Source organism: Paraburkholderia sp. A1RI_3L, from assembly GCF_048957895.1.
GTDB classification, from domain to species: domain Bacteria; phylum Pseudomonadota; class Gammaproteobacteria; order Burkholderiales; family Burkholderiaceae; genus Paraburkholderia; species Paraburkholderia kururiensis.
The window spans coordinates 657,237-671,542 of sequence record NZ_JARCHA010000001.1; the positions used below are offsets into that span (position 1 = coordinate 657,237).

Annotated in this window: 11 protein-coding genes; 4 read left to right on the top strand and 7 right to left on the bottom strand. The window is 65.9% G+C overall.

Translation table 11 applies throughout. The features are described from left to right. Positions 1-254 precede the first annotated feature (254 nt). A complete protein-coding gene (metK, locus tag PXJ20_RS03170; protein WP_017772404.1) occupies positions 255-1,442 on the top strand; it encodes a methionine adenosyltransferase in 1,188 nt (395 codons plus the stop codon). A 149-nt stretch (positions 1,443-1,591) separates the two neighbouring features. Here metK and PXJ20_RS03175 read toward each other — a convergent pair whose 3' ends face one another. Then, positions 1,592-1,969 (bottom strand): hypothetical protein, encoded by a 378-nt coding sequence (locus PXJ20_RS03175; RefSeq protein ID WP_126878578.1) that lies wholly within the window; start codon positions 1,967-1,969, stop codon positions 1,592-1,594. 519 nt (positions 1,970-2,488) lie between these two features. Here PXJ20_RS03175 and PXJ20_RS03180 point away from each other — a divergent pair. After that, positions 2,489-3,250 (top strand): phytanoyl-CoA dioxygenase family protein, encoded by a 762-nt coding sequence (locus PXJ20_RS03180; RefSeq protein WP_017772406.1) that lies wholly within the window; start codon positions 2,489-2,491, stop codon positions 3,248-3,250. Positions 3,251-3,385: 135 nt separating this feature from the next. On the opposite strand, the gene PXJ20_RS03185 is transcribed toward PXJ20_RS03180, so the two are convergent. Next, positions 3,386-3,592: a DUF3185 family protein gene (locus PXJ20_RS03185; RefSeq protein WP_026120964.1), complete on the bottom strand. Its 207-nt coding sequence runs from the start codon at positions 3,590-3,592 to the stop codon at positions 3,386-3,388. A 179-nt stretch (positions 3,593-3,771) separates the two neighbouring features. On the opposite strand from PXJ20_RS03185, the gene mgrA reads away from it, so the two are divergent. Then, positions 3,772-4,815 carry an L-glyceraldehyde 3-phosphate reductase gene (gene mgrA, locus PXJ20_RS03190; RefSeq protein WP_421030155.1) on the top strand — a complete coding sequence of 348 codons (1,044 nt, stop codon included), beginning with the start codon at positions 3,772-3,774 and terminating at the stop codon, positions 4,813-4,815. A gap of 259 nt (positions 4,816-5,074) precedes the next feature. After that, entirely contained in the window at positions 5,075-6,199 is a 1,125-nt protein-coding gene (locus PXJ20_RS03195; protein WP_421030156.1) for a fatty acid desaturase family protein, read from the top strand. A gap of 140 nt (positions 6,200-6,339) precedes the next feature. Here the strand turns inward: PXJ20_RS03195 and PXJ20_RS03200 are convergent, their stop codons facing one another. From PXJ20_RS03200 to PXJ20_RS03220, 5 genes are all read right to left on the bottom strand, one after another. Further along, positions 6,340-6,525 (bottom strand): hypothetical protein, encoded by a 186-nt coding sequence (locus tag PXJ20_RS03200; RefSeq protein WP_042299277.1) that lies wholly within the window; start codon positions 6,523-6,525, stop codon positions 6,340-6,342. Between the two features lie 343 nt (positions 6,526-6,868). Continuing rightward, complete coding sequence (locus PXJ20_RS03205) at positions 6,869-8,185, bottom strand: MFS transporter (protein WP_421030157.1); 1,317 nt, start codon at positions 8,183-8,185, stop codon at positions 6,869-6,871. Positions 8,186-8,295: 110 nt separating this feature from the next. After that, complete coding sequence (locus PXJ20_RS03210; RefSeq protein ID WP_421030158.1) at positions 8,296-9,867, bottom strand: efflux transporter outer membrane subunit; 1,572 nt, start codon at positions 9,865-9,867, stop codon at positions 8,296-8,298. Beyond that, positions 9,864-11,066, bottom strand: coding sequence for an efflux RND transporter periplasmic adaptor subunit (locus PXJ20_RS03215; RefSeq protein WP_421030159.1), 1,203 nt, complete (start codon positions 11,064-11,066; stop codon positions 9,864-9,866). Before PXJ20_RS03215 ends, PXJ20_RS03210 begins: the two co-directional genes overlap by 4 nt. A 37-nt stretch (positions 11,067-11,103) precedes the next feature. Next, positions 11,104-14,286 carry an efflux RND transporter permease subunit gene (locus PXJ20_RS03220; RefSeq protein ID WP_421030160.1) on the bottom strand — a complete coding sequence of 1,061 codons (3,183 nt, stop codon included), beginning with the start codon at positions 14,284-14,286 and terminating at the stop codon, positions 11,104-11,106. Between the last annotated feature and the right edge of the window lie 20 nt (positions 14,287-14,306).

Below are 14,306 nucleotides of genomic sequence, written 5' to 3' on the forward strand. Positions count from 1 at the left end.
GCCTCGAACCCGGCGCACTTCAGAAAGACGGAGAAAAGGTCGTAATACAGCACGCGTGGTTACTCAGCGACAAATCAGGGAAGCCGCTATAATACGGGCTTCGCCGAGTTAATAGACAACTTGCGGGGCGAAACAGGCACGCGCGACAAACGCCGCGCCTGGCAGCAAATCCGCTAAAGCGTCGCCGCTTCAGGCTCCCGAAGCTGGCTACGTGAAGATCAACCGTAACCAAGGAATTACAAGGAGTCTGCAACGTGTCAAACGACTTCCTCTTTACGTCTGAATCCGTTTCCGAAGGTCACCCGGACAAGGTCGCTGACCAGATCTCGGACGCCATTCTCGACGCCATCCTGACGCAGGACAAATATTCGCGGGTTGCAGCGGAAACGCTGTGCAACACGGGCCTCGTGGTGCTCGCCGGTGAAATCACCACGACGGCGAACGTCGATTACATCCAGATTGCGCGCGACACCATCAAGCGCATCGGCTACGACAACACCGACTACGGCATCGACTACCGCGGCTGCGCGGTGCTCGTCGCCTACGACAAGCAGTCGCCGGACATCGCCCAGGGCGTGGACCGCGCGCACGACAACAACCTCGACCAGGGCGCTGGCGACCAGGGCCTGATGTTCGGCTACGCGTGCGACGAAACGCCCGAACTGATGCCGCTGCCCATCCACCTGTCGCACCGCCTCGTGGAGCGCCAGGCCAACCTGCGCCGCGACGGCCGCCTGCCCTGGCTGCGTCCGGACGCGAAGTCGCAGGTCACGGTTCGCTACGTCGACAACAAGCCGTATGCGATCGACACCGTCGTGCTTTCCACGCAGCATGCGCCGGATATCGAACTGTCCACGCTGCGTGAGGCGGTGATCGAAGAGGTCATCAAGCCCACGCTGCCGGCCGACCTCGTGAAGGGCGACATCAAGTTCCTCGTGAACCCGACTGGCCGCTTCGTGATTGGCGGCCCGCAGGGCGACTGCGGTCTCACCGGCCGCAAGATCATCGTCGATACGTACGGCGGCGCAGCGCCCCACGGCGGCGGCGCGTTCTCGGGCAAAGACCCGTCGAAGGTGGACCGCTCGGCCGCGTACGCGGGTCGCTACGTTGCGAAGAACATCGTTGCCGCAGGCCTCGCATCGCGCTGCCTGATCCAGGTGTCGTACGCGATCGGCGTGGCGCAGCCCACCTCGGTGATGGTGAACACGTTCGGCACGGGCCGCGTGTCGGATGCAACCATCACGCAGCTCGTGCGCGAGCATTTCGACCTGCGTCCGAAGGGCATCATCCAGATGCTCGACCTGCTGCGTCCGGTCTATGAGAAGACGGCTGCGTATGGCCACTTCGGTCGCGAAGAGCCGGAGTTCTCGTGGGAGGCAACGGACAAGGCGCTGGCGCTCGCCGAAGCAGCGGGCACGGAGCCGGCTGTCGCGACCGCTTGAGCGGATAAAACCGCGTGGCGAAAGCCGCGTGGTGCATGAAGCAGTGAAGAGCCCCGTCCGGCGTCGAGCCGGGCGGGGTTTTTTCTTTGGGCCTTTGTCTTGCGGTGCCGGTTTTAACGGCTTCGTTTTTTCACGGAGCGCAGTGGCCGCTATCGCGCTGCAAAGGCGAACCAGCCGTCGCTCGCGGCGGCCATGCGGCGCGGGCGACGGCTGTAACTACCGCTCGCGGCGTGTTGGGACGACGAGTGCGACGGACGCGGTGCGCTCAGCGAGCGCAGCGGCGTGTCCGGTCGATAGAGCAGCGTGCGCAGCGAGAAGTGGCGAGCGCCGGTGCGTACGCGCAGCACGGAAAAGAACGAATTGAACCAGGCGCGCATGCTGTCCACGGGACGCGTTTCGCGCAGTTGTCCCGCGAGGGCCCGGGTGCGCGCGGAGTGGTGTCGCAGGGCGCGCATCACGTGACGGCGTGCGGGACGCGCGGCCTTCAGGGCCGCACGTTTGATGCGAGTGCTTAAGAAGGTATGCATGGTTTCAGCAAAATCGGACTTCGAAGTGCGCATCGCACGGTGCCGCGAAACGAGCAGCAAGCATGCCAATGAAAGCGCCGGTCGCGGCGCAGCACGATTCGAATAAACGGGGAAAGGTCCGCAGGCGCGGAACGCAGAGCGTGTAGTGAGCGCGGGCGGTCCACGGGACGCGGCGCAGGCGAATGAACGGTACGGCGGCAACGACTGACATGCGCGCAGGCTACACGCGAATCATGACCGTCGAAAGTCGGTGTTATCCCGGTTTGGACCGCACGTCGCACAGCGAGCGTGCGCGTTTTTGACGCAGACGATCGCGCCCTTTGCGGCCTGCCGGTGCGCCGGCCGCCCTGGTGCTGTGCGGCGCGCCACGCAGCAGTGGCGCGCGTCGGCTAGACCTCGGTCCGGCCCCTTGCGTACGTTTTACAATCGCGACATGACTCGTTGCCGCGGCGTTGCTCACTGAGTCGCTGCAACGGGCGCGTCGAGTCGAACCCAATAAACCGAAACAGCGGAAGTCCCATGTCAGCCCATTCGAAGAAGGAACAGGTGCAAGTGCTGCGCGAGCGCGGCTTCGTCGTAGTTCCGGGTCTCGTTTCGCCTGAACGTTGCGCGGAACTGAAGAGCATTGCGGAACAGCAGTTGATCGAAGCGGCCGCGCCGCTCGAATTCGAGGCCGACCTGCGCTACCCCGGCGCGCCGGACTCGCGCGAATCGCCCGGTGGTCACACCGTGCGGCGTCTGCTCGACGCGTACGGACGTCATCCGCGTTTTGCCGAGTGGGCCACGGCGCCCGAAATTCGCGGCTGGATGGAGCTTTACTTCGGCGAAGAGCCGGTGCTGTCCCGTGCGCATCACAACTGCATGATGACGAAGCACCCGGCCTACGGCAGCCTGACCGGCTGGCATCGCGACGTGCGCTACTGGTCGTTCGAGCGCGACGATCTGGTGTCGGTGTGGCTCGCGCTCGGGCAAGAGACGGTCGACAACGGCGGGCTCTGGTTCGTGCCCGGTTCGCACAGCGCGACGTTCACGTCCGATCGCTTCGACGAGGCGAAATTCTTCCGCTCGGACCTGCCCGAGAACCAGGCGTTGATCCAGACCGCGATCTCGCCGCCGCTCTCGGCGGGCGACGTCGTGTTTTTCCACTGCAACACGCTGCACTCGGCGGGCAAGAATCTCACGGACCGGGTGAAGTTTTCGCTCGTCTTCACCTATCACGGCGCGAGCAACGTGCCGTTGCCGGGCACGCGTTCGGCGTCGAAGCCCGAAGTGCCGTTCTGATGTTTCGTTGCGGTTTTTCGGTGTGAAGTGCGGGGCGGATAGCGCCGCTCCTCGCGAGGCCGTACCGGTAGACATGCGCCGCGCAAGACCTCCGCGCGGCGCTTCCCTAGGCGCTTGCCGGTAGCGCCCGCCCGCCTAGCGCTTCCTGCCCGACGAAGCCAGGCCCGTCAGTCCGGCCAGCAGCGCCACGGCGCCGCCTGCAATCAGAAAGATCGTCTTGTTGGTCGGCGCACCCGTAAAGAGGCGCGACATGTCGTTGCTCAGTGAGTGAAACGACTGTCCCCCGAAATACAGCAGCACGACGCCGCCGACGATTAACGCGATCGAAATCGCTTTTGCCATATGGGATCCCTCGATGGTGAACGCGTGATGAATGCACGATGAATGCGTCGCCGCAGTGTAGGCGAGGCGCGTGGCGGCGTCCACGGTCGTCCCGCTATGTGGGCGTCTGCACGGCGAGTAGCGATTGGCTAACATAGCTGTCCGCGTTTTTACTCCCCCGTCTTTCAAGGACCCTGGCAATGGCCTACGAAGCAGCTTCAGAACGCTATTCGGACATGCAGTACCGCGTATGCGGCAAGTCGGGACTCAAACTGCCGGCGCTCTCGCTCGGTCTGTGGCACAACTTCGGCGACACCACGCCCATTTCGACGCAGCGCGACATCCTGCGCACCGCTTTCGATCTCGGTATCACGCACTTCGATCTGGCGAATAACTACGGCCCGCCGTACGGCAGCGCGGAAACCAATTTCGGCCGCATCTTCAAGGACGACTTCCGGCCCTATCGCGACGAGTTGCTGATCTCGTCGAAGGCCGGCTGGGACATGTGGCCCGGTCCGTACGGCCAGGGCGGCGGCTCGCGCAAGTACGTGCTGGCAAGCCTCGATCAGAGCCTTGCTCGCATGGGCCTCGATTATGTGGACATCTTCTATTCGCATCGCTTCGACGCGGATACGCCGCTCGGGGAAACCGCCGGCGCACTCGCCACGGCGGTGCAGCAAGGCAAGGCGCTGTACGTGGGCATCTCGTCGTACTCGGCGGCGAAGACCCGCGAAATGGCGAAGCTGCTGGCCGAACACAAGGTGCCGCTGCTGATCCATCAACCGGCCTACAACCTGCTGAACCGTTGGGTCGAGCACGAACTGCTCGATACGCTCGACACGCTCGGCGTGGGCAGCATCGCGTTCACGCCGCTGGCTCAGGGGCTGCTCACCAACAAGTATCTGCACGGCGTGCCGCAGGACGCACGCGTGAACCGTCCGGGCGGCGGCTCGCTGCAGCAGAGCCATCTCAACGAGGCGAACCTCGAACACGTGCGCAAGCTCAACGACATCGCACAACGCCGCGGCCAGAGCCTCGCGCAGATGGCGATTGCGTGGACGCTGCGCGGCGGGCGCGTGACGTCGGCGCTGATCGGTGCGAGCCGCGCCGAGCAAGTGCGCGAGAACGTCGCGGCGCTAAAGAACATCGAGTTCTCGAAAGAGGAGCTCGCGGAAATCGACCGTTACGCGGTAGAGGGCGGCGTGAATCTGTGGGAGAAGCCGTCAACCGATCAGCACGTCTGACGAAATTCGACGCGCCGTACCGGATGCGTATGCCGTGCCGGTCTGATGCGTTCGTAATGCACACGAAGAAAGCCGCCGCAAGGCGGCTTTTTCAATGGAGTTCAAGTGAGCGGCAGATGCGCCGCGGCGGTCCGCGCGAGGGAACTCTTACCCTGTCTCTTACCACCCGTTACGATGCGAGCCGCGCCGCTCTCCCGCTTCTTCTCGCTGTCATAAGCCGCTGCTAAGTTCGCCCGCAGCCGACAACCGAGGAGAAACGATGGACCTCCGTGCCGCCGCATCCGCGACGGGCCGCGAGCGGCCGCCTGTGCCACGCGCGGCGATCGACGTCCGCACGAATGCCGCACTCGCCACGCTGGTGATGCTTGCCGCCGCCGTGCAACTCATCGGACTGCCATGCGCGCTGCGCATCTGGGGACCCGCCGCGCTGATCGCCGTCGTGCCCGCGATGGTGCCCGTCATCCTCTTGACGCCCATGCACTGGGGCCTTGTTCACGAGGGCATTCACGGTCAGTTGACGAAGCGCCGCGGTCTCAACGAATGGCTGGCGCGCACGCTCTCCATCGCGCTTGCGCTGCCGTTCGACACCGTTCGCTTCGGTCACCTGATGCATCACCGCTTCACGCGTGAGCCTTACGACCGTCCCGACGTCCACGAAACCGGCGCGCCCCGCTGGCGCACCTGGCTTGCGTATTACGTGCGGCTGTTCGGCGGGCTCTACGTGGGCGAGCTCGTGGTGCCGCTGCTGGCCTTCCTGCCGCGCAAACTTTCGCGCACTGTCGTGCTGAGCGCGGTAGGCGAGGAAGGACCGGTCGGTCCCGAGGTGCAACGGCTCTTCGGCAACTTTGCCGCCGACCCGGCGCGGCGCTATCGCATGCGGCGCGACTGGCTGCTGTCGCTGGCCCTCTACGGCGCGTCGTTCTGGCTGTATGGCGTGTGGTGGCCGGTGCTTGCCGCGACGATGTATCTGCGCGGCCTCTGGCTTTCGCTTGCCGACAACCTGCCGCACTACGGCGTGGGGCTGGGCGAGCCGGGGCGCGCCCGCAATTTCCGCGTGCCCGGCGGTTGGCCGGTGCTGCTGATGAACCATCACCTGCATCAGTGGCACCACCGCTACCCGACGCTGCCGTGGACGGCGCTGCCCGCTGTGGCCCGCGCATCCGGACACGATGCGTCCGACGCACACGCAAGCGGCGCAGTTGGGGAAAACGCGGTGGAAGTGACGACGGAGGACGCAGTGAAAGCCGGCGCACGGAACCAATCGATCCATACCGACAACGCCGACACGCCCTATTTCCGCGCGGCGCTGCGCCAGCTACGTGGACCGCGGGGCGCACGCGTCCAGCTGGGCGTCGGTCCCGACCTGGCCGATGCGGAGCCATAACCCGCCGAGCCAGCAGCAACAGTCGCTACCGCCGCTACAGCAGTAAGCATCGGTAACGATCAGGCGAACTTACCGTCGAGGCGCCGCAACTGCGCGGTCGACCAAACAACCGTGCAACGGCGCCGCGTCACCACGCGCCGCTACACGAGCGCAGGCAGCCCTTCGACGAGCACGATCGCGAACAGGACGCCAAGCAACGCACCGATCACCCGCAGCGCGTTGTGCCTCAACTGCGTGGCGCACGGCACGGCACCCAGAAAGAGGGCACCGGCAAGCGCCATCGGGATAAGCAGGATGAAGTCGCTGATCGTGAAGTAGTGCGTCATGCTCGTCTCCTTATCGTGTACTGGCAGCGGTGCTGCGGGCGCGTCTTCTGCGACGCGTCTGCTATTTCTCGTCCGGGCGGCCCGGCTGCCTGAATTCAGTATAGGAGACCGTAGGAACTGCGCTCGCGTGGAGCGGGGTGCCTGGCCGAGCAACGCGCGGCACCCGGAGCCCGCTGCGACGGGCCTCTTGGGGCACGTCGGCGTGCGCTGCGCGGCGTTTTGACCGTGTAGTACACACTTACGGGCGCCTTTCGTTTGATGCGATGCGAGTGGGGAAGTGAGGGCCAAAGCGAACGCACACGCGGCGAAACCGCGGCGTCAACCCAGGCCGCTGCCGCAGCCGCTACGCGGCCCCCACGCGCTCCCGTCCGCGCAACCACGTCGCGGCCACCATGCCCACCACGAGCAGCACGCCCACCAGCGCCGCGACGCCGTTCCAGCCGTAGGCTGTCCAGAACCGTCCGCCGTACGAGCCCACAATGCTCGAGCCCAGGTAGTACGTGAGCAGATAAAGCGCGGCGGCGTGGCCCTTGGCCTCTTTCGCGAGCCGCCCCACCCAGCCGCTCGCCACGGCGTGGCCCGCGAAGAAGCCGAACGTCACGCATGCAATGCCGGCCACGATCGCCGCGAGCGGATGCAGCATGGTGAGCAGCAGACCGGCAATCATGATGGCGATGCAGGCGATCAGCACCCGTCCGCGGCCGAAGCGGTCCGCCATGCGGCCCGACAACGGCGACGCGATCACGCCTGTCAGATAGACCACGAAGATCGCGCCGATGGTGGTCTGGTTGAGCCGGTACGGCGGCGCGATGAGCCGGTAGCCGATGTAGTTGTAGAGCGTGACGAAGCTGCCCATCAGCACGAACGCCATGAAGAACAGCACGGGCAGACCCGGGCGCGCGAAGTGCTTCACGAGCGCGCTGCGGTGATGCGCGATGCCAAGCCCGCGGCGCGGCACGAAATGGCGCGACGGCGGGAGCAGCGAACGGAACGCGAGCGTCGAGAGAATGCCGAGCACGCCGATCGTCCCCACGGCCGCACGCCAGCCGAGCAGGTCCGCGACGATGCCCGTAATGACGCGTCCCGCCATGCCGCCAATCGCCGTGCCGCCCACGTAGAGCCCCATCGCGAGGCCCAGCCCGTTCGGGTTCACTTCTTCGGCAAGGTATGCCATGGCGACGGCGGGCACCCCGCCCAGCGCCAGCCCTTCGAGCGCACGCAGCACGAGCAGTTGATGCCACTGCGGCACGAACGCCACCGCGAGCGTGAGCACGGACGACGCCGTCAGCGACGCGGTCATGAGCCGATGGCGGCTCCATCCTTCGGAAACGAAGCCGGCCACGAACACGGCGAACGCAAGCGTCGCCGTGGAGAGCGAGAGCGCGAGGCTGCTTTGGGCGGGGCTTACGTCGAACGCCGTGGAGAACGCGGGCAGCAGTGGCTGCACGCAGTAGAGCAGCGAGAACGTGGCGTATCCCGCGAACAGCAGCGCGAGGCTCGCGTGCCAGTAAGCACGCGTGCCGCGTTCGAGGAAGGGCTGCGCGGAGCCGGAGGTCGAGTCAACGGCGGCACGTGGATGTGGCGATGAAGCGCCCGAAGCGAACGAAGAAGACGAAGCAGACGAAGCAGCGCGGTGGTCGGATTCCGGCGGGGCGGTCACAGCGGAAGCATCCAGAAGACAAACGAAGGCCCAACCATACACCGATCACGCGGATGCGTCCGTCTGCCCCGCAGCCGTTGCGCGAAGCGGCGGGAGTCGCGCGTTGCCCGTTACCCTTGCCTCGGCGCGCCGCTATCGCCGGTCTTGTGGGCCTTGCCCGCCTTGTCGGGATGCAGCAACTGGTCGCCCGTCGGCAGCGACGACGCTTCCCAGCCGCCGCCTAGCGCCTTGATGAGCGCCACGCTCGCGGCCATCCGGCGGCGCGCAATTGCTACCGCCTCGCGCTCGTTGGTGAGCGCCGTGGTCTGGGCGACCACCACGTCGAGATACGTGATCGCGCCGGCCGCGTAGCGGTTCGAGACGATCGTGAGTGTGCGTTCGGCTGCAGTCACGGCTTCGTCCTGCGCCTGCGCTTCTTCTTCCAGCACGCGCAGCGCCGCGAGGTTGTCTTCCACCTGGCCGAATGCGGTGAGCACCGTTTGCCGATACTGCGCGACGCTTTCGTCGTACTGCGCCAGGGCCTCTTCCTTCACCGCCGCGCGGCTGCCGAAGTCGAGGATCGTGCCCGCGAGCGTGGGCCCGAGCGACCAGAAGCGCGCGGGCGCGACAAGCCACTGGCTGTAGTCCGTGGCTTCCAGGCCGCCCGTCACCGCGAGAATCAGGTTCGGGAAGAATGCCGCCGTGGCCACGCCCACCTGCGCGTTGGCGCTCACCACGCGCCGCTCGGCTGCTGCGATGTCGGGGCGCCGTTCGAGCAGCGCCGACGGCACGCCGGCAGGCGCCACGACCGGCACCGCCGCGAGTGGTGCGACCGGCAGCGAGAACGCAGACGGCGACTCGCCCGCCAGTATCGCGATGGCGTGTTCGAGCTGCGCGCGCTGCACGCCGAGATCGATCGCCTGGGCCTGGGTGGTGCGCAACTGCGTCTGCGCCTGGCCCACATCGGCGTCGGTGGCGATGCCGCCCGCGTAGCGGTGCTGCGTGAGTTCGAGCGACTGACGGTAGGCCTTGATGGTGTCGTCGAGCAACTGGCGTTCGCGGTCGAGCCCGCGCAGTTCGAAGTAGTCCGTGGCGAGTTCGGCCTGGATGGAAAGCAGCAGGCCTTGCATGTCGGCGGCGCTGGCCTGCGCGTTCGCGCTCGCGCTTTCCACGCTGCGCGACACGCGGCCCCAGAGGTCGGGCTCCCACGACGCGTCTGCCTGCACGACGTAGTCGTTGAGCGCCATGCCCGCCGTCGATTTGAACCGCACGTTCTTCGAGGTGCGCGTGCGTGCGTAGTCGCCGCCTGCGGTGATCACCGGGAAGAACGCCGCGCGCTGCTGGGCGACGTTGGCGCGTGCCGCGCGAAAGTGCGCTTCGGCGGCTTTGAGATCCTGGTTCGCGGCGGCGGCCTTCGCTTCGAGGACATCGAGTTGCGGGTCGCGGTAGACCTGCCACCATGCTCCGCGCGGCAGCGCGTCGGCAGGCTGCGCGGGTTGCCAACCGGTGCCTTCGAGTTCCTTGTAGCTGGCGGCGGTCGTGGCGGTTGGGCGCACGTAGTCGGGGCCCAGCGTGCAGGCGGCGAGCGTGGCGGCGAGAACGACGGCGAGCGCCGCGCGCGCAGCAGTTCGATCACGTTGACGAGTCACCGTGTGCCGCTCGCGGCCACGCCCGTCTGCCCGGCGAACACGCTGCGGCTTCATTGCGCCGCCTTTGTGACATGTGTGGCATGCGCTGCGACGATGTGCACCGGCGCGCCATCCACGATCGAATCCTGCGGATTCACGATGACCTGTTCGTCGCCGCTGAGCCCTGACGCAATCGCGACGCGCGTGCCGAAGTCCGTACCGAGCGTGACCGTGACGAGCTTTACGTGCTGACCATGCTGGCCGTTATCGACGGTGGCCACTTTCACGCCGTCCGGCCGGAACAGCAGCGCGTTGCCCGGCACCGTGAGCGGCGCGGCGCCTGCGCCGAGCGTGAAATGCACCTGTGCGTAGGCGCCGGGCAGCACCTCGCCGCTCGCGTTGTCCACGTCGACTTCGACGAGCATCGTGCGCTGCTGCGGATCCACGGCGCCCGCGGTGCGCACCACCTTGCCCGGATAGTGCTTCGACGCGGTTTCGGTCAACGTGAGAAAAGCGTTCTCGCCGGGCTTGATCTGCAGCGCGTAGGCCTGCGGCACGTTGACGTAGACGCGCAACCTGTCCGCCTGCGCGACGTGGAATAGCTCCTTCGCGGGGCCGCCCGAACTGCCCGCGTCGATCAGCGCGCCCACGTCCACGTTACGCGCCGTCACGATGCCGTCGAACGGCGACAGCACCTTCTGGAACGACTGCAGTTTTTCGAGCCGCGCCACGTTGAAACGCGCGGCGTCGAGCGAGCCTTTCTTCGCGAGCATGTCGCCCACTTTCTCGTCGGTCTCCTGCTTCGAGACAGACTTCGTTTGCAGCATGCCCATCCATCGGTCGGCCGTGCTCTTCGCGAGCGCGTAGTTGGCCTGGGCGTTCGCGAGGTCCGCGCGGGCGGCGCGCAACTGGTCGTCCACTTCGGGCGTATCGATCTCGGCAAGCAGTTGCCCCGCCTTCACATGCGCGCCAAGGTCCGCGTACCACTTCTTGAGGTAGCCGTTCGTGCGCGCGTAGACCGGCGTATCGAGAAACGCCTGCACGTTGCCGGGCAGCACGAGATCGAGCCCCGCCGAAGACTTCTGCGGATGCACCACCTCCACGCTCAACCGGCTTGCATGCACGGCTTCGCGTTCCAGCGCGGCCTGTGCGTCGCGGCGCGACCAGATACCTTGCGCGGCGAGCGCGAGCACCACCAGCACAGCAACCACCACACCCCAGCGCACGCGGCGTGGAGGCGGGGTGCCCGAACTGTCAGCGCGGTTGCGTTCCATCCAGACTCCGAATCGAAAGAAATGAATCAGGCGAGGTTCAGGGTTTGTTCACCACGTGCGCGGCGGCGCGGCTGCGCCGCTCGCTCAGCCGCCGGTAAATCAGCGAGAACACCACCGGCACGAACACGAGCGTGGCGATGGTCCCCACCGCCAGCCCGCCGATCACGGCGCGGCCCAGCGGCGCGTTCTGCTCGCCGCCTTCGCCGAGGCCAATCGCCATGGGCACCATGCCGATCACCATCGCAAGCGCGGTCATCAACACCGGGCGAAAGCGCGTGAAGCCCGCTTCGATGGCGGCGCGCGTCGCATCGCCGTGTTCGCGCAACTGTTCGCGCGCAAAGTTCACCACCAGAATCGAATTCGCCGTCGCGATGCCGATACACATGATGGCGCCCGTGAGCGCCGGAATGGAGAGCGTGGTGTGCGTGAGGAACAGCATCCAGACGATGCCCGCCAGCGCGCCAGGCAGCGCCGTGATGATGATGAACGGATCGAGCCACGACTGGAAGTTCACCACGATGAGCAGATACACGAGCACGATCGCGAAGACGAGCCCTGCAAAAAGGCCCGAAAACGAGTCGTTCATCGTTTGCACCTGGCCGCGCAGCACCACCGTCGACGTGTGCGGCAGTTCGGACTTCGCTTCGCCGATGATCTTCGCGACGTCGTCGGAGACCGCGCCCAGGTCGCGGCCGTCGGCGCCGGCGTAGATGTCGATCGTCGTTTGCGCGTTGTAGTGCGTGAGCACCGCGTTGCCCGCTTCGCGGCGCATGGTGGCGAGCGAGCCCAGCACGTTGCTGCGTCCGTTCGCGGTGAGCGGAATGTTTTCGAGCGACTGCAGCGAGTTGATGGTGTATTGCGGCGCCTCGGTGATCACGTTGTAGCTCACGCCGTTCATCGGATTGAGCCAGAACGTGGGCGTGGTCTGCTGGCTGCCCGATAGCGTGATGAGCAGGTCGCTCGCCACGTCGCGCTGCGTGAAGCCGGCTTGCTGCGCGCGCGTGCGATCCACGTCGATGAAGATGCGCGGCAGGTCCGCAGGCTGCTGGATGCGCGCATCGACGAGGCCCGGCACGGTGCGCAACCGGTTCAGCAGGCGCGCGGCGAAGGCACGATTCGCGGCCACCTCGCGGCCCACGATCTGGATGTCGATGGGTGACGGCATGCCGAAGTTGAGCGTCTGGCTCACGATGTCGGCGGGAAGGAAGGCGAACTGCACGCCGGGGAACTCGTCGTTGAGCGTGCGGCGCAGCGTGCGGATGTAGGGTTCGGTCGGGTGATGGCCGGGCGCGAGCGAGATCAGCACATCCGCGTCCGAGGTGCCGATCACGCCCGTGTTGCTGTACGAGAGATTGATGCCCGAGATCGGCAGCCCGATGTTGTCGATGATCGAATGAAGCTCACGTGCGGGGATCAGCGAACGGATGCGGGTATCCACCAGATCGGTGAGCACCGCTGTTTCCTCCACGCGCGTGCCGGTCTTCGCGCGCAGATGCAGCGCGATCGTGCCGGCATCCACCTGCGGGAAGAAGTCGCGGCCCAGAAACGGCATGAGCAGCAGCGAGGCGCCGCAGCACGCAAGAAACACGATCACGAAGATGCCGGGCCGCGCCACGCGTGCGGTGAGAAACGTGCGGTAGCGTTCGCGCAGCGCGTCGAAGCCACGCTCGAACGCGAGATGCGTGCGTACGAACGGATTGCGTGTGGCGCGTGCGGCAGGATGCAGGTCGGCGGGCTTGTGGTGATTGCGCAGCAGATACTTCGCGAGCGTGGGCACGAGCGTGCGCGAGAAGAAGTACGACGCGAGCATCGCGAACACCACGGCTTCGGCGAGCGGAATGAACAGGTAGTGCGCGACGCCTGTGAGCAGAAACATCGGCACGAACACGATGCAGATGGAAAGCGTGGAGACGAGCGTGGGAATGGCGATCTGCTGCGCGCCGTCCAGGATCGCCTGCTCCAGATTCTTGCCTTGCTCGAGTTGCTGGCTCACGTTTTCGATGGCGACGGTCGCGTCGTCCACCAGAATGCCTACGGCGAGCGCAAGGCCGCCCAGCGTCATGATGTTGATGGTCTCGCCCAGGGCTGCGAGCGCGATCACGGAGGTGATCATCGAAAGCGGTATGGAGACGGCGATGATCAGCGTGGCGCGCCAGTTGCCCAGAAAGAGCAGGATCATGAGCGCGGTGAGGCACGCGGCGATCAACGCCTCGCGCAGCACGCCCTGCACGGAAGCGCGCACGAACAGCGACTGGTCCGCAACAGGATCGATGGAGAGCGACGCCGGCACCAGATTGTGCAGCACGGGCATCATGTTCTTGATGCGGTCCACGATGTCGAGCGTGGACGTGTTGCCGCTCTTGTTGATGGTGAGCAGCGACGCGCGCTGGCCGTTCACGCGCACGATGTTGGTTTGCGGCTGGAAGCCGTCGCGCACGTGCGCCACGTCGCGGATATAGACCGTGCCGTTCGCCGTGGTCCGCACCGGAATCGCGTTGAGGCCCGCCAGCGTGGCGGGGCTCGCGTTCATTTCCACCGAATACTCGGTAGAACCGATCTTTGCCGTGCCCGTGGGCAGGATCAGGTTTTGCGCACTGATCGCATTGACCACGTCCATGGGCGAAAGGTTGTGCTCCTGCAGCTTGCGCGAGTCGATGTCGACCATGATTTGCCGCTGCTTGCCGCCGTAGGGCAATGGAGCGGACGCGCCCGGTACCGTGGCGAGCTGCGTTTTAAGGAAGTTGTTGCCGAAATCGAAAAGCTCCTGCTCCGTGAGCGCCGGCGATGAAAGCGCAAGCCGCAGAATGGGCACCGTCGAGGCGTTGTAGCGCAGGATGAACGGCGGCGTGATGCCGGGCGGCAGTGAACGCAACTGCGTTTGCGAAAGGGCGGTGACTTCGGCCAACGCTTCCTGAATGTTCGCGTGCGGCTGGAAGAAGATCTTCACGACCGCGATGCCGTTGAGCGAAGTGGATTCCACATGCTCGATATCGTTCACAGCCACCGAGAGCCCGCGTTCGTAGTTGAGCACGATGCGCTTTTCCATCTCGTCGGCGGGCAGGCCGTTGTACGTCCAGATCACCGAAAGCACCGGGATGTCGATGTTCGGAAAGATGTCGACAGGTGTGCGCAGAATGGTGAGCGGCCCGACGATCATCAGCAGCAGGGCGAGCACGACGAACGTGTAGGGGCGCCTTAGCGCGAGTCGGACGATCCACATGGACGAGGGCGTTGTGTGCG